General features: G+C 69.3%; 22 protein-coding genes, 2 tRNA genes and 1 pseudogene. 4 read left to right on the top strand and 21 right to left on the bottom strand.

The window, feature by feature from the left end; translation table 11 throughout:
* Nucleotides 1–7: 7 nt before the first annotated feature.
* Nucleotides 8–2,881, bottom strand: coding sequence for a leucine--tRNA ligase (gene leuS / locus AB0F38_RS02170; protein WP_361885235.1), 2,874 nt, complete (start codon nucleotides 2,879–2,881; stop codon nucleotides 8–10).
* 378 nt (nucleotides 2,882–3,259) lie between these two features.
* Between leuS and AB0F38_RS02165 the strand changes: the two are divergent.
* Nucleotides 3,260–3,661, top strand: a pseudogene (locus AB0F38_RS02165) (ferredoxin); the annotation flags it as partial.
* Between the two features lie 115 nt (nucleotides 3,662–3,776).
* Here AB0F38_RS02165 and AB0F38_RS02160 read toward each other — a convergent pair.
* From AB0F38_RS02160 to AB0F38_RS02120, 9 genes are all read right to left on the bottom strand, one after another.
* A tRNA-Ala gene (locus AB0F38_RS02160) sits at nucleotides 3,777–3,849 on the bottom strand.
* A 143-nt stretch (nucleotides 3,850–3,992) separates the two neighbouring features.
* Entirely contained in the window at nucleotides 3,993–4,226 is a 234-nt protein-coding gene (locus tag AB0F38_RS02155) for a hypothetical protein (protein WP_033305681.1), read from the bottom strand.
* Between the two features lie 405 nt (nucleotides 4,227–4,631).
* Nucleotides 4,632–4,704, bottom strand: a tRNA-Ala gene (locus tag AB0F38_RS02150).
* A gap of 116 nt (nucleotides 4,705–4,820) precedes the next feature.
* A complete protein-coding gene (locus AB0F38_RS02145) occupies nucleotides 4,821–5,474 on the bottom strand; it encodes a histidine phosphatase family protein (RefSeq protein WP_361886718.1) in 654 nt (217 codons plus the stop codon).
* Nucleotides 5,471–5,902: a ribosome silencing factor gene (rsfS, locus tag AB0F38_RS02140; RefSeq protein WP_056785448.1), complete on the bottom strand. Its 432-nt coding sequence runs from the start codon at nucleotides 5,900–5,902 to the stop codon at nucleotides 5,471–5,473. The genes AB0F38_RS02145 and rsfS overlap by 4 nt, the downstream gene beginning before the upstream one ends.
* Before the next feature lie 60 nt (nucleotides 5,903–5,962).
* A complete protein-coding gene (locus AB0F38_RS02135) occupies nucleotides 5,963–7,684 on the bottom strand; it encodes an LCP family protein (RefSeq protein ID WP_361885232.1) in 1,722 nt (573 codons plus the stop codon).
* A 19-nt stretch (nucleotides 7,685–7,703) separates the two neighbouring features.
* Nucleotides 7,704–8,321: a nicotinate-nucleotide adenylyltransferase gene (gene nadD, locus AB0F38_RS02130; protein ID WP_361885230.1), complete on the bottom strand. Its 618-nt coding sequence runs from the start codon at nucleotides 8,319–8,321 to the stop codon at nucleotides 7,704–7,706.
* A gap of 38 nt (nucleotides 8,322–8,359) precedes the next feature.
* On the bottom strand, nucleotides 8,360–8,524 hold the full coding sequence (locus AB0F38_RS02125) for a hypothetical protein (RefSeq protein WP_361885228.1): 165 nt from the start codon (nucleotides 8,522–8,524) through the stop codon (nucleotides 8,360–8,362).
* 84 nt (nucleotides 8,525–8,608) lie between these two features.
* Nucleotides 8,609–8,761, bottom strand: coding sequence for a hypothetical protein (locus AB0F38_RS02120; protein WP_361885224.1), 153 nt, complete (start codon nucleotides 8,759–8,761; stop codon nucleotides 8,609–8,611).
* A 111-nt stretch (nucleotides 8,762–8,872) separates the two neighbouring features.
* Here AB0F38_RS02120 and AB0F38_RS02115 point away from each other — a divergent pair, with 111 nt between their 5' ends.
* Entirely contained in the window at nucleotides 8,873–10,012 is a 1,140-nt protein-coding gene (locus tag AB0F38_RS02115; RefSeq protein ID WP_361885222.1) for a M48 family metallopeptidase, read from the top strand.
* On the opposite strand, the gene AB0F38_RS02110 is transcribed toward AB0F38_RS02115, so the two are convergent.
* The 5 genes from AB0F38_RS02110 to proB all read right to left on the bottom strand — a co-directional run bounded on the left by AB0F38_RS02110 (nucleotide 9,945) and on the right by proB (nucleotide 15,464).
* Nucleotides 9,945–11,063, bottom strand: coding sequence for a hypothetical protein (locus AB0F38_RS02110; protein ID WP_361885220.1), 1,119 nt, complete (start codon nucleotides 11,061–11,063; stop codon nucleotides 9,945–9,947). The two genes, AB0F38_RS02115 and AB0F38_RS02110, sit on opposite strands and share 68 nt — an antisense overlap.
* 629 nt (nucleotides 11,064–11,692) lie before the next feature.
* Complete coding sequence (locus AB0F38_RS02105) at nucleotides 11,693–12,292, bottom strand: hypothetical protein (RefSeq protein ID WP_361885218.1); 600 nt, start codon at nucleotides 12,290–12,292, stop codon at nucleotides 11,693–11,695.
* An 87-nt stretch (nucleotides 12,293–12,379) separates the two neighbouring features.
* Nucleotides 12,380–13,663, bottom strand: coding sequence for a glutamate-5-semialdehyde dehydrogenase (locus tag AB0F38_RS02100; RefSeq protein ID WP_361885216.1), 1,284 nt, complete (start codon nucleotides 13,661–13,663; stop codon nucleotides 12,380–12,382).
* A gap of 68 nt (nucleotides 13,664–13,731) precedes the next feature.
* Nucleotides 13,732–14,217 carry a hypothetical protein gene (locus AB0F38_RS02095; protein WP_361885214.1) on the bottom strand — a complete coding sequence of 162 codons (486 nt, stop codon included), beginning with the start codon at nucleotides 14,215–14,217 and terminating at the stop codon, nucleotides 13,732–13,734.
* A gap of 128 nt (nucleotides 14,218–14,345) precedes the next feature.
* Nucleotides 14,346–15,464 (bottom strand): glutamate 5-kinase, encoded by a 1,119-nt coding sequence (gene proB / locus AB0F38_RS02090; protein WP_361885212.1) that lies wholly within the window; start codon nucleotides 15,462–15,464, stop codon nucleotides 14,346–14,348.
* 375 nt (nucleotides 15,465–15,839) lie between these two features.
* Between proB and AB0F38_RS02085 the strand changes: the two genes are divergently transcribed.
* On the top strand, nucleotides 15,840–17,264 hold the full coding sequence (locus AB0F38_RS02085) for a polysaccharide pyruvyl transferase family protein (RefSeq protein ID WP_361885210.1): 1,425 nt from the start codon (nucleotides 15,840–15,842) through the stop codon (nucleotides 17,262–17,264).
* A gap of 36 nt (nucleotides 17,265–17,300) precedes the next feature.
* Here AB0F38_RS02085 and AB0F38_RS02080 read toward each other — a convergent pair whose 3' ends face one another.
* From AB0F38_RS02080 to rplU, 6 genes are all read right to left on the bottom strand, one after another.
* The gene (locus tag AB0F38_RS02080) at nucleotides 17,301–18,527 is read right to left on the bottom strand and encodes a glycosyltransferase family 2 protein (RefSeq protein ID WP_361885208.1); all 1,227 of its coding nucleotides are present in this window, start codon (nucleotides 18,525–18,527) and stop codon (nucleotides 17,301–17,303) included.
* Between the two features lie 198 nt (nucleotides 18,528–18,725).
* The gene (locus AB0F38_RS02075; RefSeq protein ID WP_361885206.1) at nucleotides 18,726–20,807 is read right to left on the bottom strand and encodes a hypothetical protein; all 2,082 of its coding nucleotides are present in this window, start codon (nucleotides 20,805–20,807) and stop codon (nucleotides 18,726–18,728) included.
* A 226-nt stretch (nucleotides 20,808–21,033) separates the two neighbouring features.
* The gene (locus tag AB0F38_RS02070; RefSeq protein WP_361885204.1) at nucleotides 21,034–22,533 is read right to left on the bottom strand and encodes a bifunctional cytidylyltransferase/SDR family oxidoreductase; all 1,500 of its coding nucleotides are present in this window, start codon (nucleotides 22,531–22,533) and stop codon (nucleotides 21,034–21,036) included.
* 276 nt (nucleotides 22,534–22,809) lie between these two features.
* Nucleotides 22,810–24,246 carry a GTPase ObgE gene (gene obgE, locus AB0F38_RS02065; protein ID WP_361885202.1) on the bottom strand — a complete coding sequence of 479 codons (1,437 nt, stop codon included), beginning with the start codon at nucleotides 24,244–24,246 and terminating at the stop codon, nucleotides 22,810–22,812.
* Nucleotides 24,247–24,386: 140 nt separating this feature from the next.
* Complete coding sequence (gene rpmA / locus AB0F38_RS02060) at nucleotides 24,387–24,644, bottom strand: 50S ribosomal protein L27 (RefSeq protein WP_056785490.1); 258 nt, start codon at nucleotides 24,642–24,644, stop codon at nucleotides 24,387–24,389.
* Between the two features lie 14 nt (nucleotides 24,645–24,658).
* Nucleotides 24,659–24,979, bottom strand: coding sequence for a 50S ribosomal protein L21 (rplU, locus tag AB0F38_RS02055; protein ID WP_018551604.1), 321 nt, complete (start codon nucleotides 24,977–24,979; stop codon nucleotides 24,659–24,661).
* Nucleotides 24,980–25,654: 675 nt separating this feature from the next.
* Between rplU and AB0F38_RS02050 the strand changes: the two genes are divergently transcribed.
* Nucleotides 25,655–26,038: a peptidase inhibitor family I36 protein gene (locus AB0F38_RS02050; RefSeq protein ID WP_361885199.1), complete on the top strand. Its 384-nt coding sequence runs from the start codon at nucleotides 25,655–25,657 to the stop codon at nucleotides 26,036–26,038.
* The last annotated feature ends 166 nt before the right edge of the window (nucleotides 26,039–26,204 follow it).

Raw genomic sequence — 26,204 nt, 5'->3', positions numbered from 1 at the left:
TCAGCCGTTACGCGGGGACGATGTTGACCAGCTTCGGCGCCCGCACGATGACCTTGCGGATACCGGCCCCGCCCAGCGCGGCGACGACGCCCTCGTCGGCCAGCGCCAGCGCCTCCAGCTCCTCGTCCGTGATGGACGGGGAGATCTCCAGGCGGGCCTTGACCTTGCCCTTGATCTGCACCACACAGGTGACGGTCTCGTCCACCACGTACGCCGGGTCGGCGACCGGGAAGTCCTGGTGGACGACCGACGTGGTGTGACCGAGCCGGCGCCACAGCTCCTCCGCCACGTGCGGGGCCAGGGGCGCGACCAGCAGCACCAGCTGCTCGGCCACCGGCCTCGACAGCGGACCGCCCGCCTTCGTCAGGTGGTTGTTCAGCTCGGTGACCTTGGCGATGGCGGTGTTGAAGCGCATTCCCGCCATGTCCTGGCCGACCCCGTCGATGGCCTTGTGCAGCGCCCGCAGCGTGTCCTCGTCGGCCTCCGCGTCGACCACGGTGACCTCACCGGTCTCCTCGTCGACGATGTTGCGCCACAGCCGCTGCAGCAGCCGGTACTGGCCCACCACGGCACGCGTGTCCCACGGCCGCGAGACGTCCAGGGGACCCATGGCCATCTCGTACAGCCGCAGCGTGTCGGCCCCGTACTCGCCGCAGATCTCGTCGGGCGTCACGGCGTTCTTCAGGGACTTGCCCATCTTGCCCAGGACCCGGCTGACCTTCTCGCCCTGGTGGTAGTAGCCGCCGTCGCGCTCCTCGACCTCGGTGGCCGGAACCGCGATCCCACGGCTGTCCCGGTACACGAAGGCCTGGATCATGCCCTGGTTGTACAGCTTGTGGAACGGCTCGGCGGACGAGATGTGCCCCAGGTCGTGCAGCACCTTGGACCAGAACCGCGCGTACAGCAGGTGCAGCACGGCGTGCTCGGCGCCACCGACGTACAGGTCCACACCACCGGTGGGCCGGCCCTCTCGCGGTCCCATCCAGTACTGCTCGATCGCCGGGTCGACCAGCTGCCGGTCGTTGTTCGGGTCCAGGTAGCGCAGCTCGTACCAGCAGGAACCGGCCCAGTTCGGCATGGTGTTGGTCTCGCGGCGGTAACTTCGCAGACCAGCCCCGTCGCCCAGGTCCAGGGTGACGTTGACCCAGTCGGCGTTCCGGGACAGGGGGGTCTCGGGCTGGGTGTCGGCGTCCTCCGGGTCGAAGGTGCGCGGCGAGTAGTCCTCGACCTCGGGCAGCTCCAGGGGCAGCATCGACTCGGGCAGCGGGTGGGCGATGCCCTCCTCGTCGTACACGATCGGGAAGGGCTCGCCCCAGTAGCGCTGACGGCTGAACAGCCAGTCGCGCAGCCGGAAGTTGACGGTGCCCTCGCCGACGCCGTGCGCCTGCAGCCACTCGGTGATCTTCACCTTGGCGTCGACGACGCCCAGGCCGTCCAGGGAGATCTCGTCGTTCGCGGAGTTGACCAGCTTCGCGTCATACGAACCGAACGCGTCCTCCCAGGTGGAGGTGTCCGTTCCGCGGTCGTCCGACGGCTCGACGACACAGCGCATCGGCAGTTCGAAGGCGCGCGCGAAGGCGAAGTCGCGTGGGTCGTGCGCCGGCACGGCCATGATCGCGCCGGTGCCGTAACCCATCAGTACGTAGTCCGCGATGAAGACGGGGACCTTGTCGCCGCTGACCGGGTTGGTCGCGTACGCACCGGTGAAGACACCGGTCTTGTCCTTGGCCTCGGCCTGCCGCTCCACGTCGGACTTGGCCGCGGCCTGCTTGCGGTACGCGGTGACGGCCTCGGCCGGGCTCGGGTGCCCGCCGGTCCATACGGGATGGGTGCCCTCCGGCCAGGCGGCGGGGATGATCCGCTCGACCAGCTCGTGCTCGGGCGCCAACACCATGTAGGTGGCGCCGAACAGGGTGTCCTGGCGCGTGGTGAAGACGGTGACCGCACCGGCGCCGTCGACCGGGAAGTCGACGCGCGCGCCCTCGGAACGGCCGATCCAGTTGCGCTGCTGCAGCTTGATGGCCTCGGGCCAGTCCAGCCCGTCGAGGTCGTTCAGCAGCCGGTCGGCGTACGCGGTGATCCGCATGTTCCACTGGCGCAGCTTGGCCTTGAAGACCGGGAAGTTGCCCCGCTCGGAGCGGCCGTCGGCCGTGACCTCCTCGTTCGCCAGCACGGTGCCCAGCCCGGGCGACCAGTTGACGGGCGCGTCGGAGGCGTACGCCAGGCGGTACTGCCCCAGGACGTCGGCGCGTTCGGCGGCGTTCAGCGCACCCCACCCGCGGCCGTCCGGGGTCCGGCGCTCCCCGTTCTCGAACTGGGCGACCAGCTCGGCGATGGGGCGGGCCCGGTCGGCCTCGGTGTCGTACCAGGAGTTGAAGATCTGGAGGAAGATCCACTGGGTCCACTTGTAGTAGTCCGCGTCGATCGTCGCGAAGGAGCGGCGCTTGTCGTGTCCCAGGCCCAGTCGGCGCAGCTGGACCTTCATGTTCTCCATGTTGGCCTCGGTGGAGGCCCGCGGGTGGGTGCCCGTCTGCACGGCGTACTGCTCCGCGGGCAGACCGAAGGCGTCGAAGCCCAGCGTGTGCAGGACGTTGTGTCCGGTCATCCGCTGGTGACGTGCGTAGACATCGGTGGCGATGTAACCCAGCGGGTGGCCGACGTGCAGGCCCGACCCCGATGGATAGGGGAACATGTCCATGATGAATTTCTTCGGCTTGGCGGCCAGTTCGGGGTCGCCCGCCAGGTCACCGGTCGGGTTGGGCGCCTCGTACGTCCCCTCGGCGTCCCAGAAGTCCTGCCAGCGTGCCTCGATGTCGGCGGCCATCGCTGCCGTGTAGCGGTGCGGCGCGGCCGCCTCGGCCGCGGTGTTCGTCTCGCTCATGATCCTCAAAGCTCCATCGATCGTCATCTGCCGGGCGCCCACGTCCACGGACACACGTCTACGGACATACGTCTACGGAAACGAAAAATCCCCTCGCACAGGAGGGGACGCCGCGCCGAGTCCGACCAGGCGTTCTCACCGGTCGGGAGTGATCAGCGCGGCTCGCTAAGCAGAAGGCCTACGGCACGCATGGCGCCAGGGTACCGCACGGGCCCGGGGCCCGGACCGGGACACATGCGCCGAGCCGCCCCGACGGCCCCGTTCATCCACGAGCCCTCACACCCGCGGCATCGCCACGAACTCCGCGCAGGACCCGCACACTCCGGGGTTACTCCGCGTATTGCCCCATCACCCGCCTGGTGCTCCTCCCTGGTGCAAGGGGTGCCCCTGCGGTACGTCCTGCAGCCGGCCGGTGCGCCACCGCTGCCCCAGGGGGTGCCGACCAGCGGCCACCACGGCGACCAAATCGACGCGGTCGCCCCGCACGCCGCCATGGCCTCCATGGCGTCCCTGGCGGCGACGGGAACGCTCTCGGCGCGGGCGCCATCCCTCCAGACCCTCGTAGCGGGCGGCAGGCAGCGGCAGAGTCCATTCCGAGCGGCGAGAGGCCGGCGGTCGACTGGACGCTCTGCCAGGCCACGGGTTGTGCGCGGACATCGTTCCCGGGCTGATCAGGCTCGGCCCGACGGCTGTCCGGCGCTCGCGGACGCCGCCGTTCCGATGCATCTGCGGGGCCGTGCCCGGCGTGCCGTCCGGCGCCGGCACTCCGTATCGAGCAGGCGCCTGGCGAGCGTGCGGCGCAAGCCACTGGGCAGCGGACGCAGTTGGCCCGCCCCCGCCCGCCGGGCACAACGAGAAGCGGGTCATCCGATTCGGATGACCCGCTCCTTCACTGTGGAGCTAAGGAGAATTGAACTCCTGACCTCCTGCATGCCATGCAGGCGCTCTACCAACTGAGCTATAGCCCCGCGTTACTCATCGCTCGGTTTCCCTGGCGACATCGAGAACATTACACGGTCCCCCCGGCCCATCAAAAATCGTTTCCACTCCCGCCCGATATGCCCGCCCCGCAAGGCCCTGACCAGCGGGAGGTCCGGCCGTCCGATCCTTGTCAGGCGGTGGCGAAGGAGTAGAACCGCTTGAGGGTGCAGTGCTCCTCCAGGAGCCGCCCGTAGATGGGTTCCCCCTCCAGCTCACGGTAGGTCTCGATGGGGTCGCCCTTTATGATCAGCGCCCGCGCGCACTCTTCGCACCAGTACTGGAACTCCGCGTTGACCGGGTCCATGTCCCTGACGATGGGCGTACCGCTGCCGCACCAGTCGCACTTCCGCCTGTGTGCACCCATCCGGTCAGCTCCGACTACGGCCGCAGGCCATGCGCGCGAAGGAGTCCTCCTGGGTGGTGGCGGGACCGGCGTTCGTGGTGGGGCTACGGGGCAGGTCCGGGACCTCTACGCGGCTCTCAGGCATCGCGCTCCCTCCCGATCGGTCCGTCGCCCCCTCCGGCGCTTCGATTCTGCCATGACCCCGCAAGAGGATCAGCCCGCCGACCGCCCGGCCCCCCGCCTTTGTCGCAAAGGAGCCGCACGGGACCGCTCGCCGCATCGGCACGGAAGGAGCCGGAGCACCCGGGCGGCCCTTGTCCCCGACGGGTCACGGCAGTTGGGCGGGGCCGCGAAGGCCGGCATGCCGGGCCGGGACGACCGTACGAAAAAGGATCCCGCCCCCTGCCGGGGACGGGATCCTTACTGTGGAGCTAAGGAGAATTGAACTCCTGACCTCCTGCATGCCATGCAGGCGCTCTACCAACTGAGCTATAGCCCCGCTGTTCGCTGTGTTTCCCTGCGTTTCCGCGCTGCGAACAAGAAGAACTTTAGCCTGCGACCGGCCGGAAAGTGAAATCCGGCCCTCGCCACCCGACGTCGCCCTCCGGACACCCGCTAGTCGTCGTCCCCGAGGACAGGCTCGGGGAGCGTCCCGGCGTTGTGCTCCAGCAGGCGCCAGCCGCGCGCGCCCTCGCCGAGGACGGACCAGCAGCAGTTGGAGAGCCCACCGAGTCCCTCCCAGTGCTGCGACTCCAGCCCGAGCAGACGGCCGATGGTCGTCCGGATCGTGCCGCCGTGGCTCACCACGACGAGCGTGCCCGCGTCGGGGAGCTTGCCGGCGTGCTCCAGAACCACCGGGGCCGCACGGTCGGCGACCTCGGTCTCCAGCTCGCCACCACCCCGGCGCACGGGCTCGCCGCGCTTCCACATGGCGTACTGCTCGCCGTACTGCTCGACGATCTCCTCGTGCGTGAGCCCTTGCCAGGCGCCCGCATACGTCTCGCGCAGCGCGGAGTCATGTGCGACGTCGAGGCCGGTGACCGCGGCGAGCTCACCGGCCGTGGCCGCTGCCCGCCGCAGGTCGGAGGCGACGATCGCGTCCGGCTTCAGCGAAGCGAGCAGCCGGGCGGCCCTGCGGGCCTGCCCGACGCCGGCCTCGGTCAGTTCGATGTCCGTGGAGCCCTGGAAACGGCGCTCCAGATTCCACGCCGTCTGGCCGTGCCGCCAGAGGACGATCCTGCGGCCCCTGCCGCTCCTGCTGCCGTTCAGCTCTGCTCACCTTCCGTGACACCGTGGAGCTGTGCGTGCTCCTCGGCCTTGCCGCGGGTCTTGAGCGCGTCCTCGGGGAGCGCGATCTCCGGGCAGTCCTTCCACAGGCGCTCGAGCGCGTAGAACACACGCTCCTCGCTGTGCTGGACGTGGATCACGATGTCGACGTAGTCGAGGAGGATCCAGCGGGCGTCGCGGTCGCCCTCGCGGCGAACCGGCTTGGCGCCGAGCTCCTTCTGCAGCCGCTCCTCGATCTCGTCGACGATCGACTTGACCTGGCGGTCGTTGGGGGCCGAGGCCAGCAGGAAGGCGTCGGTGATCGACAGCACGTCGCTGACGTCGTAGGCGATGATGTCGTGCGCGAGCCGGTCGGCTGCCGCCTGGGCAGCGGCGTTGATGAGCTCGATGGAGCGGTCCGTGGCGGTCACATGCAGGCTTTCGTCGGCGGTCAGATCAACCTCTAGGGTCTCACGGACCGCCGACAGCCCTTACGACGTCTGTTCCGGCATCTTGTAGTTCTGCCCGAGCAGGACGGACACGTCGGCGTTCGTGGCCGGCTCGCCCTTCTTCACCGCGTCCTCGGACAGGCCCAGGGTCTTGGCGACCTCGACCGCCTTGGCCTTGTCCTCCGCGGTCCGGTAGAGCACCTCGGACGATGCCGCGGGGTCCGTCGTGCCGCTGTCGACGAAGGCGTATCCGCCGTTCACGAGCTGGACCCTGGCGAACTCGGAGCCCTTCGTGTCGCCCGTGGCGTTCTTGATGCCGACGCGTACCGCCGCGTCCGGGTCCGGAGCCTTCACCGCGCCACCCAGGACGTCCTCGACGACACTCGCGGTGGCCTCCTCGGTGAGGGTTCCGTCGTCCTGGACGGGAAGCAGCGCCGTCTTGTAGTCGCCGACCTTGGCGTGACCTGCGAGTTTCGCCAGCGAGGCACCCAGGTCGCGTTCGGGCAGCGACGGGTCGAGGATCTGCGCCAGCGTCTCGACGGTGACGGTCGCCGCCTCGGGGTCCTCGGACATCTTGCGCAGCACGCTGCGCAGGACCTGACCGAAGCGCAGCAGCTGCTTGGCCTGTGGCTCGCCCGGGGCCTGGTAGGTGGCGTAGGCGACGGCCATCTGACCGCTCAGCGTCTGCGCCTCCCCCTTGTTCACGAGCGGCGCCGCCCCCTTCTTGGCATCGGGCACCGCGGTGTCGGTGTCGACCTCGATGTTGCCCACGAGCTCGACGAGGTTCTCCAGGTACGGGGTGTCGAGCCGCCAGGTGCCGCTGATCTTGGTGCCGAGCAGGGTGTCGATGGCCTCGCGGGTACCGGTGGAACCGTCGTCGTCGACGGACTTGCCGAGCGTGGTGGTGGAACCGTCGTCCGTGGCCACGGCGAGCGAGTTGGGCAGCAGGACGGTGGTGCCCTGTCCGGTGGTCACGTTGTCGACGAGCAGCACCGTGGAGGTGCCGCCCTTCTTGGTGTGGTGGAGGTGGACGACGATGACGTCGCGCTTCTGCGGGCCGGTCGCCGTGGACTCCTGGCCGTCCTGGCCCGAGACGCCGGGGATCTTGCCGGCGAACCAGAGGTAGCCCGCGCCGCCGGCCACGACGAGGGCCACGACGACTATCAGCGCGACCATCCGGTTACGCCCGCGGCGCCGCGCTTCCTCGCGCCGCTCGCTGCGGCTCTCGGTGAATTTCAGCCAGTCGATGACATCTTCGGAGTCCTCGTCGGGCTCCTCGATGAAGGAGAACTGCTCCGTGCGGTAGTCCCGGTCGGCGCGGCGCTGTCCGGGCACGACGGCTTCGGGGAGGGGTTCGGGCTCCCCCTGGGGTTCCGCCTCCGGCGGAGCGGCCACCTGGTTCTGCGGGGTGTTCCACTGCTGCGTGGAATCCTCCACGGCCTGCTGCCGGCCCGTGTCGTACCCGTACGTGCCGTAGGCGCCGTCGTACCCGTAGTCCTGCTGGGGCTGCTGCTGAGCGGCGTACGGGTCGTACTGCTGCTGCGTGCCGGCGTACGGGTCGTGGCCGTATCCCTGGTCCGGGTAGACCGGCTGCGTCTGCCCGTCCTGCTGGGACTGCTGCGGCTGCTGAGCCTGCTGCTGCGCATACGGGTCGTACTGCTGCTGCCCCTGCTGCTGATAGACCGGCTGCCCGTACTCGTCGTAGCCGATGATCTGCGGCTGCTGCTGGTAGTACGGGTCGTACGGGTTCTGTCGGTCGTTCACCGGTGCCCCTCTGCGTGGCTTATTCGGCGCGGTACAGCTGGCGCTTGTCGATGTAGCGGACCACACCGTCCGGCACCAGGTACCAGACCGGTTCCCCCTGCGCGACCCTCGCCCGGCAGTCCGTGGACGAGATCGCCAGCGCGGGCACCTCGACGAGCGAGACGCCGCCCGCGGGCAGCCCGTCGTCCGTCAGTACATGGCCCGGCCGGGTCACACCGATGAAGTGGGAGAGCGAGAAGAGCTCCTCGGCGTCCCGCCAGGTGAGGATCTGGGACAGCGCGTCGGCGCCGGTGATGAAGAAGAGGTCCGCGTCACCGTGGGCCGTACGCAGATCCCGCAGCGTATCGATGGTGTATGTCGGTCCACCGCGGTCGATGTCGCTGCGGCTGACCGAGAACTGCGGGTTGGAGGCCGTGGCGATGACCGTCATCAGATAGCGGTCCTCGGCCGGGGACACGTGCTTGTGGCTCTTCTGCCACGGCTGCCCGGTCGGGACGAAGACGACCTCGTCGAGGTGGAACTGGGCGGCCACTTCACTGGCCGCCACCAGATGTCCGTGATGGATGGGGTCGAACGTCCCGCCCATCACGCCGAGTCGGCGCTTGCCGCGTCCGGTAGGCACTTCCTGCTCTCCCATGCGTGCAGACCCTACTGGCACGGCTGTTCGCCTGTACCTCAGCGGTCTCGGTTGAAGCGGGTGGTGATCCACAGCAGGAGCAGCAGCACGACGAGCGCGCCGCCACCGGTGAGGTACGGGCTGAGGCTTTCGTGGTTGCCACCCTGCTCGCCGCCCTCGGAGGCGAGGGTGACCAGCTGGTGCGCGGTGCTCGTGAGGCTCATCTTCTGCAGGACCTATCGCTCGGGAGTCGGAAGGAAGACGTCGCGGACATCGTATGCGGGTGTCACGGGCACGCTCACGCCGACTCAGTCGTTGTTGTCGTCGTCGCGGTATCCGCGCAGCAGGAACCAGGCGAGCAGGGCAGCTCCGAGGAGCGATACGACGAGCACGACGCGAAGTGTGCTGCCCGCCCCCTGGTCCTCGGATACCGCGGCGAGCAGTGCGGCGGTGTGCGGCATTTCGGGCGCTCCTCAAAGTTATCCACAGCCCCCCGCACACCGTAGCGCCAGCACATACGCTGGCGTGTGTCAGGGGGACGAGCAACGTCTCGTACGAACAGGGGGCCATCCATGACCGACAACAGTCACGAGAGCGTGCCGAGCAGGCAGCGCAGGCGATTCCCGGGCATCTCCTCTCGTGCCTACGAGCATCCGGCGGACCGCTCGGCCCTGGTGGCCCTGCGCAAGCTGAGCGGTTTCGACACCGTGTTCAAGGCACTCAGCGGACTGCTCCCCGAGCGGAGTCTGCGGCTGCTCTTCCTGTCGGACTCCGTCCGCGTGAGCGACGCCCAGTTCGCGCATCTCAACGACATGCTGCGGGACGCGTGTTACATCCTGGACCTGGAGAAGGTCCCGCCGATGTACGTCAACCAGGACCCGCAGCCGAACGCCATGTGTGTCGGTCTCGACGAGCCGATCATCGTGGTGACGACCGGGCTGGTGGAGCTGCTCGACGAGGAGGAGATGCGGGCCGTCGTAGGCCACGAGGTGGGTCACGCGCTCTCCGGTCACGCGGTGTACCGCACGATATTGCTCTTCCTCACCGGCCTCGCGCTGAAGGTCGCGTGGATCCCGCTCGGCAATGTCGCGATCATGGCGCTGGTGACGGCGCTGCGCGAGTGGTTCCGCAAGTCGGAGCTGTCCGCCGACCGGGCCGGGCTGCTGGTCGGGCAGGACCAGCAGGCCTCGATGCGCGGTCTGATGAAGATCGCGGGAGGCAATCATCTCCACGAGATGAATGTGGACGCCTTCCTCGCCCAGGCGGACGAGTACGAGAAGGGCGGCGACCTCCGTGACTCCGTACTCAAGATCCTCAACGTGCTGCCGAGGTCGCACCCCTTCACCACCGTGCGGGCGGCCGAGCTGAAGAAGTGGTCCGAGACCCGGGACTACCAGCGCATCATGGACGGCCACTACCCCCGGCGCGACGAGGACAAGGACGCCTCGGTGACGGATTCCTTCCGGGAATCCGCCTCGCACTACGCGGACACCGTGCGCACCAGCAAGGACCCGCTGATGAAGCTCGTGGGTGACATCGCGGGCGGGGCGGGGGACCTGGGCGGCAAGCTCCGCGACAAGTTCACCGGCGCGGCAGGCGGGAGCGGTGGCTCCGCCGGAAGGGGCGGTGCCCCGGCGGGCGACGCTACGGGCGACTCCGAGGGGACCTGGCGGCGTCCGGACCCCGGGGAGAACCCGGGGACGGGGAGCTGACCTCCAGCGTCCCGCACATGCCCGCGATGGGCAGGCCCGTGGCGTACGGGTCGGTGCCGGCCGGTCCCCGGGGGTCGGACTGCTCGCCGGCGAGCAGCGGACGCAGGGCACCGGCCGAGTCGGCGGAGCACGACTGCGGCCCGGCCTGGACATGCGCGCTGCGCAGCTCCAGCCGGTGCAGCCGGAGGTCCTCCCGGTCGAGGAGGAAGTGCAGCACGCGCCGCACGGTGAACAGCGAGGCGTCGTCCGCCCGGTGAGGAGCGGAGGTGGCGGAGCGCAGCACGTACGTGAAGGTGTGGTCGGACACCACCTCCAGGGTGTCCGCCCCCGCCTCCGCGTAGGAGAGGGTTCCCCGGACCCGGATCTCCGGGTCGGCCAGTTCCACCTCCGCCGGGTCGAAACGGACCAGCCAGCCCGTGGCGATGTGCTCGCCGTCGTCGGCCGGTGAGTTAACGCTCCGGTCGAACTGGGCCGCCTGTTCCGGGTCGAGCAGTCTTCCGACCGGCCGGACGACCCCACCCGTGAGTACGTCGGGGTCGAGGGAGGACTCCACCAGGTAGTCCTTGACCGTGGTCAGGGCAATGGTCACCTGGCTGTCCGAGAAGTTCTCGGTCCGCCGGACCCCTGGCAGGTTGATTCCGGAGGCGCCGGTCCGGAATTCCGCGGCCGGGCCTTCGTCCAGAAGGGCTTCCGGGGTTCCCCCGGGCACCGCGCCCTGCGGAGCGAGGGGGATCATGGTCGTCCGCAGCGGCTCGGCATGCCGGCCGACGGGCGTCGGGTAGGGGTTGCGAAAGCCGATGTAGACGGCGGTGGCGAACGCCAGCGTGATCAGCAGGACGAGGGCTGTGGCGGCCCGGGATCGCCGGCGGGTGGCGCCGCCCGGCAGGGAGCGTACGGCGCGCGCGGGTTCGCCCATCCGTTCCTGCGCAGAGAATTCCTGCAGCCGGGCAGCACGGACGAACGATTCGTCGAAGACGAGGGAGCGGTACTCGTCCTCGCCGCCCGAGGGGTTCTCGGGCGGATCTTCCGGCGGTTCTCCGCGGCCTGTCATGGCTTCTCCCGATCTCCGCGCCGGCGGCGAGGCGGGCGCTGGGTCCGCCTCAGCCGAAGGGCATCGGGCGGACCTGTCCGTCACGGGTTCGATCGACACATGAACAGATGAGTGGCCCTCTCCCCGGGGACGGGGACGGGAGGAGAGACCGGGGTCATACCTTCAGACTAGGTCGATCGTCATCAAGGTAAACGCGCTGCAGGTAGGAGCGCAGTCGGGAGCGCGAGGTGGGACCGTGACCGGGAGCGCCGGTGGTGGGCTGATCGCGGGCGCCGGTGGGACGGGCCGGCTGCGCCACCTGCCCGGGGCCGCTGATAGCGCCGCATCGGTCAGCTCCCCCGTCCCCGTCCCTGCCCCCGTCGCCGGGATCATCGGCTGCGCGTCGTCGCGTTACGCGGGTCTGTGGACCACGCGGGGCGGATGGGCCATACGTGTGGGTACGGAGGCGCCCCGGACACGCGCCGAGGCCGAGCCGCGCCACCGCCTGCCCGCAACCGCACCGCTTCGACGATGGGCCGCAGCGAGTGACGGCCGCGGCGCACCCCCGAAGCCGTGAGTTGCGTGCGCACCGCTTCGCCGGACCCGGCCCCGCGCCATCCCACCACCCGCCCCTGCGGGCGATCGGCGTCTCACGGTGTGCGCGGGACCGCGGACACCGCCGGGCGTGAGTGGTCGGCCGAGGCGGACGGGGCGGCGCCCGGTGCGTCGACGCCGCTCGTCGCCGGGGGCGGGGCCTGGTCCTGCCGGTTGCCCGCGGCACCTCGGTAGACGGCGGTGAACGCCAGAGCGACCATGCCGATCCCCATCAGGACGGCGAGCAGCCAGGCGACCGGCCGGTGCCAGCGTGCGGTGCCCCGGTAGGGCCGCAGAGCACCTCCATGGCGCCCGTACGGGCCCTGGTCGTACTCGTCGGCGCCGTGGAACCCGTTCGAGTGATGGACATCCCCGAAGGGTCTCCCGCGGCCGTGTGCGGCGTCCGGCCCGTAAGCGTCGTCGTAGAGGTCGTCGTCCATGGAGCCGCCGGCGGAGCGGGCCCGGCCGGCCTCGGCCTCGGCGCGGGCCTGGGCGGCGGCGAGCAGTCGTTCCACCGCCGTGGGTTCGTGGATCTCGGCGGACCGCACGAAGTCCTCGTCGAACACCACGGAGGCGAAGTCCTCGTCCGCGCCCCCGCGGTCGTCGTCGGGCTCCCAGCCGTCCGGGAACGGCCTGCCCCCCACGTCGTCCGGCACAGCTTCAGCGTAGCCCCGGCGGGGCGTTTTGGGCAGAGAGCCCGCAAACTCCTCGCCGGGCCACGCGGGGCCCCGGGGCCCACCCTGCTAGCGGATGTGACCGTCCCCCGTGACGATGTACTTCGTCGACGTGAGCTCCGGCAGCCCCATCGGCCCGCGGGCGTGCAGCTTCTGCGTGGAGATGCCGATCTCGGCGCCGAATCCGAACTGACCGCCGTCCGTGAAGCGCGTGGACGCGTTCACGGCAACGGTCGTGGAATCCACCAACTGGGTGAACCGGCGGGCCGCGGCCTGCGAGGTGGTGACGATCGCCTCGGTGTGGCCCGACGACCAGAGGCGGATGTGCGCCACGGCCGACTCCAGCGACTCCACGACCGCGGCCGCGATGTCGTACGAGAGGTATTCGGTCTCCCAGTCCTCCGTCGTCGCCGCGACGACCGTGGCCTTGGACCCCTCGGCGTACTCCAGCACCCGCTCGTCGCCGTGCACGGTCACCCCGGCCTCGGCCAGCGCCTCCAGGGCCCGCGGCAGGAAGTCCGCCGCGACGTCCTTGTGGACCAGGAGCGTCTCGGCGGCGTTGCAGACACTCGGGCGCTGCGCCTTGGAGTTGATCAGGATGCCGACGGCCATGTCCAGATCGGTCTGCGCGTCCACGTACACATGGCAGTTGCCGGTACCGGTCTCGATGACCGGGACGGTGGACTCCTCCACGACGGTGCGGATCAGGGAGGCGCCGCCGCGCGGGATCAGTACGTCGACCAGGCCGCGGGCGCGCATCAGTTCACGGACCGAGTCGCGGCTCTCCCCCGGGACGAGCTGCACCGCGTCGGCCGGGAGGCCGGAGCCGCCCACCGCGTCGCGGAGGACCCGCACGAGGGCGCTGTTGGAGGCGTACGCCGACGACGATCCGCGCAGCAGTACGGCGTTGCCGGACTTCAGGCAGAGGGCGGCGGCGTCGACCGTCACGTTGGGCCGTGCCTCGTAGATGATGCCGACCACTCCGAGCGGCACGCGCACCTGGCGCAGGTCGATGCCGTTGGGGAGGGTGGAGCCGCGGACCACTTCGCCGACCGGGTCGGGCAGCGCCGCCACATCGCGCACGTCGGCGGCGATCGCGCGGATCCGCTCGGGGTTGAGCGTCAGCCGGTCGACGATCGACTCGCTCGTCCCGGCCTCGCGGGCACGCGCAACGTCCTCGGCGTTGGCCTCGACGATCTCGCCGGCGCGCACTTCGAGCGCGTCCGCGATCGCCAGCAGCGCGTCGTCCTTCGCCGCGCGCGGGAGGGGCGCGATGTCGGCGGCGGCGGCGCGGGCCCGGTAGGCGGCCTGGACGACCGGGGACATGTTGTCGTAAGGCGAGAGCGTGGTCATGCCCGCAGGGTAGTGCGCACATGCGGGCATCCGTCACGAATCCCGTGATGCGAGACGGGCGCCCGCGGTCAGTACGGGTGCACGCCGACCGGGGCGGCCGGCGGCGGACCGTAGCCCTCGGCGACGCGCTGGTGGTAGGTCTCGCGGTCGATGACCTCCAGGCCGACGATCTCCCAGGGCGGTAGTCCGGCGCTGGAACGGTGTTCGCCCCACAGCCGCAGCGCCACCGCCGCCGCGTCGTGGAGGTCCCGCGCCTCTTCCCAGTAGCGCACTTCCGCGTGGTCGTTGGCATACCGACTGGTCAGCAGGAACGGATGGTCGTGCGCCAGTTGTTCGAGTCCGCGTCTGACCTCCTTCAGCGGGGTCTCACTTCCGGAGACGCTGAGGGTGATGTGCCACAGCTTGGACCGGGCCTGGGCCTCGGTCGTCACCACCGGTTCCTGCTCAAGGGTCCGGTCGATGGGCGGACCGCCGAAGTCGGCCCCTGCTCCGACGCTGGTCAGGGCACGGCTGCCCGTTCCGCGGGGCGGCGCCCCCGGGCGCGCTCGTCTCACCGGCGGCCTCCTGTGAATATGTAGCTGGGCTGACCCGTCGTGTCCCCTGACAAAGTTGACCAGTCCGGGGCCGGGCTTGGGGCGGTTTTGGTGAAGGTCTCCGCCCGAAGGCTGGACTTTCAGCCGTTTCAGGGGGAGAGGCGGGGCGTGAGGACGACGAGATCGTCCCTGTGTACGACCTCGCGCTCGTAGGCGGGGCCCAGTTCGCGGGCCAGGTCGCGGGTGGAGCGGCCGAGCAGCTGGGGGATCTCCTTGGCGTCGAAGTTGACGAGTCCGCGGGCGACTGCCCGGCCCGCGGGGTCGCGCAGTTCCACCGGGTCTCCCGCGGAGAATTCGCCCTCGACCGCGCTGATCCCGGCCGGCAGCAGCGAGGTGCGGCGCTCGACGACGGCCTTCACGGCTCCGTCGTCCAGGGTGAGCGCGCCCTGCGGGGTCGACGCGTGGGCCAGCCAGAGCAGCCGGTCGGCCGAGCGGCGCCCGGTGAGGTGGAAGTACGTACCGGTGTCGCGGCCCGCGAGGGCGTCGGCGATCCGGCTCGCGGAGGTGAGGACGACCGGGACTCCGGCGGCTGTGGCGATCCGCGCCGCCTCGACCTTGGTGACCATGCCGCCGGTTCCGACGCCCGCCTTTCCGGCACTGCCGATCGTGACGCCCTCCAGGTCCGCAGGTCCGCTCACCTCGGCGATGCGGGAGGTACCGGGGGTGCTGGGGTCGCCGTCGTAGAGGCCGTCGACGTCCGAGAGGAGGACGAGGAGGTCGGCGTGGACCAGATGGGCGACGAGCGCGGCCAGCCGGTCGTTGTCACCGAACCGGATCTCGTCGGTGGCCACGGTGTCGTTCTCGTTGACGACGGGCAACGCGCCCATCTCGAGGAGCTGGCCGAGGGTGCTGTACGCGTTGCGGTAGTGCGCCCGCCGGCTGGTGTCGTCGGCGGTGAGGAGCACCTGGCCGACGCGCACGCCGTAGCGGGCGAACGAGGCGGTGTACCGGGCGACGAGCAGCCCCTGGCCGACGCTGGCCGCGGCCTGCTGGCGGGCCAGGTCCTTGGGTCTGCGGACGAGCCCGAGCGGGGCGAGGCCGGCCGCGATCGCACCGCTGGACACGAGGACGATCTCACGCTCCCCGCCGCTCCTGACCTTGGCGAGTACGTCGACGAGGGCGTCGACCCGGTCGGCGTCCAGGCCGCCGGCCGCGGTGGTGAGCGAGGAGGATCCGACCTTGACCACGACCCTGCGGGCGTCGGTCACGCCCGGCCTCCGCGCCGCTCCGCTCCCTGAGGGTGTGCGGAGTGCGCCTTCGGATTCCCTTGCCCCTGACACGTACGCCCGTCCCCATCACGTCGTCCTGCTCGGTTCCCCCAATCTACGCGAGGCCGCAGGGGACGCGCCGAACCGTCTCAGCGCACGCCCGGGCCCGGGTGAGGCCTCGGCAGGAACCGGTTCCGGCCTCTGCCCGGCCCCCCGTTCCGGCCTCGGTGCGAGCTCCGCTCCGTCTGCCGGGCCTGCCATACCCGTTCGACCGCCCCTACCGGAACGGGTGGCGCCTGGGCGACTTCCGGTATGCCTCAGAAATGAGCCATTTACGTAATCTCCACCAGTCATTCATCGGGCTACGCTTTACGCGTGACTGATGAACCGACCCGCAAAAAGCGCATTCTTCTCAGATCGGGCAAGAGCCCCTTCGATGTGGCCTCACTCGAACAATCCCTCCACAGAGATGTCTTCGCGACGAACGCGGGCAACCTGATCTTCAGCGACGCGGCGCACAAGCTACTGACGACGCCGCGGACAGAGGTCTTCTCCAACGGGATCCGCACGGTCGCGTCCGAGGCCGCGCGGATCAACGAGGAGTACGACGCGTTCGTCGTACCCCTGGCCAACGCCTTCCGCCCGACGTTCGAGCGCCCGCTGCAGCGCATGACGCAGCTGATCAAGAAGCTGCGCATCCCGGTCGTCGTGCTGGGTGTCGGCGCTCAGGCCGATCTCGCGTACAACGCGTCCCGGCTGAAGCCGATGGAACCGACCGTCAGGGAATTCGTCACGGAGGTGCTCAACCGCAGCGCGTCCATCGGCGTGCGGGGCGAGTTCACGGAGCAGTACCTCAAGGGCATGGGCTTCCGGGACGTCGAGGTCATCGGCTGCCCCTCCATGTTCATGCACGGTGACACGTTCCGGGTCGAGAAGAAGGCCGAGGCGCTCACCCCGGAGTCCCGCATCTCGGTGAACGGTTCGCACAGCGCCGTACGTTCGCACGGCCTCGACGCCATCATCCGGCGGGCCCACGAGCGCTACCCGCATCTGCGGTTCGTCGGACAGAACCTTCTGGAGGCCGAGCTGCTGCACTGGCGGGAGACGGCGAACCCGATCGGCGCGCTGACCGCGATGCCGACCCACCCGTCCCACCCCATGTACCGCGAGGGCAAGGTCCGGCTCTACGTCGACCCGGCCACCTGGATCAGCGACCTGCGGGAGTTCGACTTCTCGTTCGGTTCGCGCATCCACGGCAACATCGCGGCGCTGCTGGCGGGCGTTCCGAGCACCGTGCTCTGCAGCGACTCCCGGACCCTGGAGCTGTGCCGCTACTTCGGCATCCCGCACCGCAAGATCTCCGAGACCCCCAAGGACATCGACCCCGCCGAGCTGTACGCGGCAGCCGATTTCGATGATCTCGTCAACGGCCACAAGGAACGCTTCCTCCGGTTCACCGGCTTCATGGAGAAGAACGGCCTGGAGAACACCTTCACCCATGGTGACGGCGGCGCCGCCTTCGACGCGGAGATGAGCAAGCTCACCCTCCCGCCGGCCGTCAGCCCGTGGATCGGCAGCGACCCGGCGTCGCTGGCCGGCCGCTTCAGCTGGATGCGTGGCCGGATGGAGGAACTGACCGAGCAGAACGCCAAGTTGCGGAGCCAGCTCGCCAAGAAGGCCTCCCCGGTCAGCATCAGGGTGCAGGCCGACGACGGAGCGGCCGCGTGGCCGTCGGCCTATCGGCGCGCCCGGCGCGTGGTGGGGCGTCCCGTCCGGAGGCTGCTGCGCCCCGAACAGTGAGGAAGCCGGTCCACTGCCACGGGTCGGCACAGGGTCTCAGACCTTGTGCGCCCGTCGCGGCACGTGCAGGGTGGCCCGGGCCGTCCTTCGCACCTTGCGCGCCAGGCGCCGCAGGAAGACGGCAGTGGACTGACGCCCCGGTACATCGATCCTCCGGCCGCCGATCCGTTCGGTCACCGTCACCTCGTACGCGGCGTCGGACAGCCCGGCCCCCTCGCCGAAGTGCGGGTAGGTCAGGTAGAGCCGGCCCCGGGCGCCCTTGCGTACGGCCTTCGGCACGTTCTTGTCCCGCATGAACCGCAGGACGTCCAGGAGCAGGTCGAGCCGGCCCATCGAGACACAGGTCAGCCGCAGTCGTTCGTGGACCTTGAGCCGGCGTGCCAGGCCCGCCGACCAGTAGGCGTCCAGCAGCGGGGCGGCCAGCCGCATCTTCTTCTGCTGTACGGCCTCGGACTGCCTGAGCAGGGCCGGCCCGAACTGGGGGAGCAGCGTGATGACGAACGGCCGGACCATCAGCGCGTCCCGCTCGGGGCCCGGCGGGACATGGGCGGCGATGAGTCCCATGAGCGCCCGCGCCGAATCGAAGCGCAGCAGATAGGTACCGCTCTTCGTCACGTGTTTGCCGTCGTCCCGGCCCACCAGGTAGTAGCAGGTGTAGTCGGCGACGACGGAGACCCCGTTGCCCCGCAGGTACGCCTCCATGGTGAAGAGGGCGTCCTCGCCCGTCTTCAGCCCTTCATCGAAGGTCATTCCGAGCCGCACGAGGAGTTCCCGCCGGAAGAGCTTCTGGGCGCTCAGCGTGAATTTGATGTTGGATGAATAGAGGTCCGCCCGCTCGACGGTTTCCTTCCACATCGACTTGGCCGCACCGCGGTTGACGCCGACGACCTTTCCGAGCACCACGTCCGTGCCGGCCCGGTCACCCATGGAGACCATGCGCTCCAGGGCCTCCTCGCCGAAGTAGTCGTCCGCGTCGAGGAAGAAGACGTACCGGCCCCGGGCGAGCCCGAGGCCCACATTGCGCGGGCCGCTGGGGCCGCCGGAGTTCTCCTGGCGGACGACACGCATCGGAATCGCGGTCCGGACGGCGAATTCCTCGAGGTACTCCCCCGTGCCGTCCGTCGAACCGTCATCGACGGCGATGATCTCCATGCGCTCGGCCGGGAGCGTCTGCGCCTCGACGGACTCCAGGCATCGGATCAGATAGGGCATCGCCTCGTAGGCCCCTATGACGACGCTGACATCTGGCTGGCTGGTGGTCATCGCTCCCCGGTTCGCACATATCCGTATCAATCAGGGGAAACGATAGAACGACGCCTCATCGCGCGCTTTGTACCCGGACACGCAGAACGGCCCGTACGTTCCCCTCCCTCAGGGGAGACGGACGGGCCGTCGAGGAGGTTGCGTCGTGATCCGGACGTCTTGCGAACATCTGGATGACGGCTGGATTACACCGGACGGTCAGCGGATCACGGACGGTCCCGTGCCGACTCCCGCGTCGGCATCCGGATCGGCCGCGGCCGCGGCCTCGGCGACCACTTCCGCCACCCCGTCCCCGGCGCCGCTGGAATCGGCCTCGGGGTCGGGCAGAGGAGCGGTCTGCACCCCGATCCGCTGGGCGACGCCCGCGTTCCTGGCCTCGGCCTTGGCCGCGAGCGCCCGCACCGCGGCGTTGAACTGCTCCATCGAGGTCGGCTCATCCGGGCCCAGCAGGTAGCTCTTGAGCTCGTGGCGGGCTTCGGCCAGCGGGTCCGCCGACGCGTCGGCGACGGCGTCCAGCAGCACACCGATCTCCTCGGCACTGTTGGAGAGGATGACGGCGGCCCGTACGGCGGTGTTCTGGCGCTTGAACTCCTCCGCGCCGAGCTGGGCCGAGTCCGTGACCGCGTACGGCTTGCCGCTCGCGATGAAGTCGGAGACGACGCTGGAGATGTCCGAAACCATGGCGTCGGACTGGTTGAAGCAGTCGTACAGCTTCGGCTGCGCCCCGGACACCGTCCGGTGCTCCCACCATCCGAAGGAGCGCCAGTAGGCGTCGTTCCACTCGGCTCGCAGCGTGGCGATCTCGGCCTGGCGTGCGGGGTCGGCGAGCGAGACGCGCGACTGCTCCGACTCGTCGCCGCCGGACCGGCCGGGCTGCGCCAGCTCGGCCAGCCTCGACTCGATCCGGGCCAGCTCGGCCCTGGCCGCGCTGTGCCCGGCCGCGGCCGCGGAGGCCTCCTTCGCCCAGCGCGGGTCGGCGGCACGCTCCTGGGCGGCCTTGGCGATCCGGGCCTTGATCCGGCCGTGGACGGCCTTGGCCTTGGCGTTGCGGATCCCGGTGAAGGGGTGCGGCTTGTAGATGACCCGGACGGGCCTGTCCGCCTCCAGCAGCCGGCGGACGATGTTCTCACCGGCCAGCAGCAGCGAGGTGTTGCCGGGGTTGTCGTCCCAGCCCTCCCAGGTGGGCGCGTACAGCACCGTCGGGATGGGGTTCTTCGCGGCGCCGGTCCAGCTCTCGATGGGCGCCAGCTGCGGGCGTCCGACCTCGACGATGTCCTCGTCCCGGATGCCGACATCGGCCAGTGCGTACCGGTCGCGGCCCGCACGGCCGGCCGTCCACACCTCGTCGTACACCTTGGAGAAGGGGTTGACGCTGGCCAGCTTGTCGCTGTCGCCGTGCCCGATGAAGACGTGCTTCATCGTCGGGACGCGCAGCATGTGGATGTTCTTGCCGACATTGGCGGGGTACAGGCAGACCCGGACGGTGGAGAGGTCCAGGTTCATCAGGTGCGTCCCGGCGGGGATGCAGAGCACGGGTACGGCGGTGTCGGCGAGCTGGGCGACCAGGTTGCGCTCGCGCATGACGATCAGTGGGCGGCCCTCGACGGCGGCCATGGTGTCGAGCCACATGTTGCCCTGGTACGCGGACTCGTTGGAGCCGGAGAAGTAGAGCACCACGGTCGGCTGGTACTCGCGGAGCCAGGTGTCCAGGGCCTTGAGCACGGCGGGGGCCGACGGCACCCGGCGGGCCCGGCGCAGATACGGGACGAGCAGGGCGTTGTAGACGGCGGCCAGCAGCACGGTGACCCCGGCGCCGATGAACCCGAGGAGGTCCTCACCCGTGCCTGCGGCGATCAGGATCCCGGCCACGGCAGGGATGTCGAGGTGGAGCATCTTCTCGGCGGAGCGGTGCAGCAGCGAGCGCGGCGGCGCGTCGGGGATGCGGACGGCGTGCAGGTCCACGTTGCGGGTGACGACCGGCATGGTGCGGCGCAGCCGGATCAGGGTCGTCAGGGCGCCGTGCGGGGCCTGCAGGCCGTAGAAGACGAGGAAGCAGGCGACCGCCGAGTAGAAGAGCGGTTCCTCCGCGAGGTCCAGCCGGGCCAGCAGCAGGATGATCATCAGCTGGCGGAGCAGGAAGCGGATGGAGAGCCCCGCCCGCACCTTGCCGAGCCTGTTGATCAGATAACTGCCGCGCTGATGCAGATACCAGTCCGCGGCATACGTGACAGCCGTGGCCGCCGCGAAGAACCAGATGTCGGGGAGAAGCGCGGCAATCATGACGCAGGGATAACCCAGCATCATCAGTATCGCTGCCGTCAGTTCTGACCGACTGCCCACACGGGCCAGGCGAATGGCTGTCGAAATCACGAAGGACCTGCTCCAGGGGGTGCCGGTTGTTTCACGTATTGAGGGAAATGTGAAGGTGCGGCTTCACGCATTCGGGCCTCTGCAGTCGCATTTCCGCGATCACAGAGGCCCGTAAAAGTGCATTTGTCAAGAATTATTACACATCTTCCTGACGGTCCAACACCGAGGCCAGTGCCTGCTCGAATCCGGAGGATTCGGCGGCTTCGCGCGTCGGGTCCTGCTGGCGTACGTCGATGACGTGGCCCGTCATCGTGGAGAGCAGCACATCGAGCGAGGTGCGTGCCACGGCCTCGGAGGAGAGCAGCGAGCCGTCCGGCTCCTGGCCGAACGCCTTGGTGCGCATGGGGGTCGCGGTGCGCTCCGGGTTCACACAGTTGACCCGGACGCCCTCGCCCGCCCATTCGTCCGCCAGCGCCTGCGTGAGGTTCACCATGGCGGCCTTGGTGGAGGAGTAGAGGCTGTATTCGGCGCGGCCCCGGGTATAGCTGCTGGAGGTGTAGAGCAGCAACTGGCCCTGCGTCTCCGCCAGGTACTTGTAGGAGGCGCGGGCGATCTGGACGGGCGCCAGGTAGTTGACGTTCAGCGCTTCCTGGATCGTCGTGTTGTCGGTCTCGGCCAGCTTGCCGATGCGCAGCACGCCCGCGGTGTTGATGACGTAGTCGATGCGGCCGGTCTCCGCGTACGCCTTGGACAGCGCGTCGTCGACGTGCTCCGGGTTCTCGACGTGCGTACCGGTCGTGGAACGGCCCAGCGCGTACACGCTCGCGCCGTACTGCTCGGCCAGCGTGGCAATGTCGGCACCGATGCCGTACGAACCGCCGAAGACGACCAGGGTCTTGCCCGAGAGCCGCTCCCGGTACGCGGCCTCGTCGGCCTGGCGCGGGGCCGCCGTGGAAGCCAGCTGGAAGAGCTTGTCGGTGATGAAGACGTCGACCGGCTGAGTCACCTTCATGTTGTACTCGTCGCCCGCGACCACGTAGATCGGCACGTCGGGGAGGTACCGCAGTACGACCGAACAGTCGTCGGTGGCCTGGAAGTTGGGGTCGCCGCCCGCGATCGCGTACGCCTTGCGGATCGTGGAGAGCTTGAACGCCTGAGGGGTCTGCCCGCGGCGCAGCCGGGACCGGTCCGGGACGTCCGTGATGAATTCGCCGTCCTCGCCGTGGGTGCGGGTCACGATGATCGTGTCCGCTGACGGGATGGCCACATCCACCGCCTGGTAGCGGTCGAGGGCCGCGACGCAGTCCTTGATGACGCGCTGCGACAGGAGCGGACGGACCGCGTCGTGGAAGAGGACATTGCGGTCCTCGCCCTCGGCGAGGCCCTCACCGAGAGCCTCGATGGCACGCTCGGTGGTCTCGTTGCGGGTGTTGCCGCCTTCGATGACCTTGATGACCTTGGTCAGGCCGGCCTTGGCGACGATCTTCTCGACGTCGGGCACGAAGCCGGGGGCCATCAGCACGATGACGTCGTCGATGTCCTCGGCGTTCTCGAAGATGGTCAGCGTGTGCTCGATGACTGCCTTACCGGCGATCTTCAGCAGCTGCTTGGGGATCGACAGTCCCACACGCTGACCGGTTCCACCGGCGAGCACGACCGCAGTGGTCCGGGGCTTGGCTTCATGCGGCACAGACACAGACGACCTACCTTGCGATGACAGGGGGAGACAGTGTGATGGTCGCACTCTCCGTGACCGTCCCGCAAGGCGGACGTTTACCGCTGCTCGCCTTGGGGAAACCCGCAGTTCACTGCCTGGCCAGGCAGGTTGGGCCCACGGGGCCCGCAACTGGAGTGACGGACTCCACAGACGTGTTACGCAATCCGCACACCGTGGACCCCCATACTGCCCCCTACCTGGCAGTTCTCTGTGAATCCGGGCGCCCCAGCCGAAGAGGGGCGCCCGGCACCGCGTCTAGAAGGGGTCGAACTCGTCGTACTCGCGCTGCGCGTCGTCGCGCTCGGACTCCCGCTCCCGGCGGCGCTGCGCCGCGGGGCGCGGAGCCTCCAGGCGGTGGTCCTCGCCACGACGGCCCAGCATCTCCGCACCGGCGGCCATGCTCGGCTCCCAGTCGAAGACGACCGCGTTCTCCTCGGGGCCGATGGCCACGGCGTCGCCGGCCTGTGCACCGGCCTTGCGCAGCGCGTCCTCGACACCGAGGCGGTTGAGCCGGTCCGCGAGGTAGCCGACCGCCTCGTCGTTGTTGAAGTCGGTCTGACGGATCCAGCGCTCGGGCTTCTCACCGCGCACGCGGTAGATGCCCTCATCGTCCCGCTCCACGGTGAAGCCCGCGTCGTCGACGGCCTTGGGGCGGATGACGACCCGCGTCGACTCCTCCTTCGGCTTGCCGGCGCGCGCCTCGGCGATGATCCCCGCGAGGGCGTACGAGAGCTCGTTGAGGCCCTTGTGCGCGATGGCCGAGACCTCGAAGACGCGGTAGCCGCGTGCCTCCAGGTCCGGACGGATCATGTCGGCGAGGTCCTGGCCGTCCGGGATGTCGACCTTGTTGAGGGCGACGATGCGCGGCCGGTTCTCGAGGCCGCCGTACAGCCGCAGCTCCTCCTCGATCATGTCGAGGTCGGAGACGGGGTCGCGGTCCGACTCCAGCGTCGCGGTGTCCAGGACGTGCACGAGGACGGAGCAGCGCTCGACGTGCCGCAGGAACTCCAGGCCGAGGCCCTTGCCCTGGCTGGCGCCCGGGATGAGCCCGGGAACGTCCGCGATGGTGTAGACGGTCGAGCCCGCGGTGACGACGCCGAGGTTGGGCACGAGGGTCGTGAACGGGTAGTCCGCGATCTTCGGCTTGGCCGCGGAGAGCACCGAGATCAGTGAGGACTTGCCGGCGCTCGGGTAGCCGACGAGCGCGACGTCGGCGACGGTCTTGAGCTCCAGGACGATGTCCCGGCTCTCTCCCGGCTCGCCCAGCAGCGCGAACCCGGGTGCCTTGCGCCGGGCCGAGGCCAGCGCGGCGTTGCCGAGGCCGCCGCGGCCGCCCTGGCCCGCCACGAAGGTGGTTCCCTGGCCGACCAGGTCCGCCAGGACGTTGCCCGCCCCGTCGAGGACGACGGTGCCGTCCGGCACCGGGAGCACGAGGTCCTGGCCGTCCTTGCCGGAACGGTTGTCGCCCGCTCCGGGCTGGCCGTTCGTGGCCTTGCGGTGGGGGCTGTGGTGATAGTCCAGGAGCGTGGTGACGGCCTGCTCGACGACGAGGATCACGTCGCCCCCGCGTCCGCCGTTGCCCCCGTCAGGGCCGCCCAGCGGCTTGAACTTCTCACGGTGGACGGAGGCGCAGCCGTGGCCCCCGTTACCCGCGGCGGCATGCAGCTCGACGCGGTCCACGAAGGTGGTCATGGTTGGTGCCTCCAGGTACTGCGGATAAATACGGAATTGTCTCTTGACGTAACACGCCGAGGGCGGACCCGCTTCCCCGATTACCGGGAAAGCTGAGATCCGCCCTCGGAAGGTGCTGTGTCGTCTCGCCGTTGCCTGACTCAGGCAGCGACGGGAACGATGTTCACGACCTTGCGGCCACGGTGGGTACCGAACTCCACCGCACCGGCGGTCAGCGCGAACAGCGTGTCGTCGCCGCCACGGCCGACGCCCGTGCCCGGGTGGAAGTGGGTGCCACGCTGGCGGACCAGGATCTCACCGGCGTTCACGGCCTGACCGCCGAAGCGCTTCACGCCGAGCCGCTGGGAATTGGAATCGCGCCCGTTCCGAGTGGACGATGCGCCCTTCTTGTGTGCCATGTCTCCTCAGTCCCTTACTTCGCAGCCGCGGGGATGCCGGTGACCTTGATCGCCGTGTACTGCTGGCGGTGGCCCTGGCGACGGCGGTAGCCCGTCTTGTTCTTGTAGCGAAGGATGTCGATCTTCGCGCCCTTGTGGTGGTCCACGATCTCGGCCTGGACCTTGATGCCGTCCAGGACCCAGGGGTCGCTGGTCACGGCGTCGCCGTCGACAACGAGCAGGGTCGAGAGCTCGACCGTGTCGCCAACCTTGGCGGTGGGAATCTTGTCAACCTCAACGATGTCGCCGACAGCAACCTTGTGCTGGCGACCACCGCTGCGCACGATGGCGTACACGCGGATCTCTCTCTCACTCGGAACGGATCCCCTGATGCCAGCCGTTCGCGCAGGCCGAGGCCCGCGACGGTCCGGAAGGATGAGCGGCCTCCCCCGGGGACGGATCCACCGGGAGGGATGTGCTCAGGGGTAGGCGCATGGAAACACGCCGAGGGTCAAGGCTACGGGGCGGGGTGCGGAGGGTCAAACCGAGCCCCGGGCGCCCTCGCCACGAGTCGCCACCTCCTGCCGGACGATGCCCGGAGCGCCGGGCGCGCCACGAGCGTGCACGAACGAACAGTTACCAATGCGCACCCGGCCGAAGGGCAGCGACACCCCGTCTTCGCGAACCCAGGGGATCCCACCGGCGCGCAGAAATGAACGACGGGCCCTCATCACCCAGAACCCCGAAACAGTGGCCGAGACCTAATGCCGGATCGCGACCGATAATCGCGTTTAAAATACCCCGAAGGTCATCCACCCCAAGGAAATCATCCCCTTCCGGCCACACACGCCTTCATTTTCCGTCATGTCCCAACATGAAGCTGGCGAACGGATCACCCCTGGGGGAGAGTCATCGCGGCAGACAGCCAGCTGGATACCACGACGGAATGCAGGTCCACCGATGAGAGTCACCCCGGACAGGGATGCGACGTCCATCAGGACCGAACGGACCGTGAAATGAGAGGGAATTCCATGGAGTGGAAGAAGAAGTCGGCAGCCATTCTTTCGACGCTTGCCATTGCCGGCGGAGGAATGATGCTGACCGCCACGCCGGCTTCGGCGGTGGCGGACTGCCCGGCAGCCAGACTGTGCATCTATGACGGCACTAACTTCACCGGCGACAGAATCACCAGCGCCAGCACCAATGCTTGTTTCTATCCGTGGGACACGAGCGCGTTCGGCTCCATTCGATCCTACGTCAGCAATTCTTCGGTCACCGCCAAGGTGTGGGAGTACAACGGCAGTAGCTACACAGCGGTTCGCACCATGCCCGCCGGTGGCTTCAGCAGCGACATCGGAACCGCAGTCGGCGGGGGCTTCTGGGACAAGGTCTGCCTGGGTAACGCAACCCCCTGAGCCGCGCTGGCCGCCCCGAGGGGCAGGGAAATATGAACACATGACCCCGGTGTGGCCCCGAGCGCCGTCCCGCACGGCGCTCGGGGCCACAGCTCTGTGCACATCCGAGACAGAAGGCCGAGATCCGCAAATGCTCTTGTCCGGTACGGCGAGGACGCTCCTTGTC

The sequence above is a fragment of the Streptomyces sp. NPDC025273 genome (assembly GCF_040638585.1).
GTDB classification, from domain to species: domain Bacteria; phylum Actinomycetota; class Actinomycetes; order Streptomycetales; family Streptomycetaceae; genus Streptomyces; species Streptomyces cinereorectus.
Note: the sequence above shows the minus strand (reverse complement) of the source record. Positions and strands in the feature narration are given on the sequence as shown.

Bases quoted from the DNA above. Each gene is read 5' to 3' on its own strand.
- nadD (WP_361885230.1), bottom strand. From the start codon at position 8,321: ATGGGAGAGCAGGAAGTGCCTACCGGACGCGGCAAGCGCCGACTCGGC.
- AB0F38_RS02080 (WP_361885208.1), bottom strand. From the start codon at position 18,527: ATGACCACCAGCCAGCCAGATGTCAGCGTCGTCATAGGGGCCTACGAG.
- AB0F38_RS02075 (WP_361885206.1), bottom strand. From the start codon at position 20,807: ATGATTGCCGCGCTTCTCCCCGACATCTGGTTCTTCGCGGCGGCCACG.
- AB0F38_RS02155 (WP_033305681.1), bottom strand. From the start codon at position 4,226: ATGGGTGCACACAGGCGGAAGTGCGACTGGTGCGGCAGCGGTACGCCC.
- AB0F38_RS02110 (WP_361885220.1), bottom strand. From the start codon at position 11,063: ATGACAGGCCGCGGAGAACCGCCGGAAGATCCGCCCGAGAACCCCTCG.
- AB0F38_RS02050 (WP_361885199.1), top strand. From the start codon at position 25,655: ATGGAGTGGAAGAAGAAGTCGGCAGCCATTCTTTCGACGCTTGCCATT.
- AB0F38_RS02100 (WP_361885216.1), bottom strand. From the start codon at position 13,663: ATGACCACGCTCTCGCCTTACGACAACATGTCCCCGGTCGTCCAGGCC.
- AB0F38_RS02125 (WP_361885228.1), bottom strand. From the start codon at position 8,524: ATGAGCCTCACGAGCACCGCGCACCAGCTGGTCACCCTCGCCTCCGAG.
- AB0F38_RS02120 (WP_361885224.1), bottom strand. From the start codon at position 8,761: ATGCCGCACACCGCCGCACTGCTCGCCGCGGTATCCGAGGACCAGGGG.
- obgE (WP_361885202.1), bottom strand. From the start codon at position 24,246: ATGACCACCTTCGTGGACCGCGTCGAGCTGCATGCCGCCGCGGGTAAC.
- leuS (WP_361885235.1), bottom strand. From the start codon at position 2,881: ATGAGCGAGACGAACACCGCGGCCGAGGCGGCCGCGCCGCACCGCTAC.
- AB0F38_RS02115 (WP_361885222.1), top strand. From the start codon at position 8,873: ATGACCGACAACAGTCACGAGAGCGTGCCGAGCAGGCAGCGCAGGCGA.
- rpmA (WP_056785490.1), bottom strand. From the start codon at position 24,644: ATGGCACACAAGAAGGGCGCATCGTCCACTCGGAACGGGCGCGATTCC.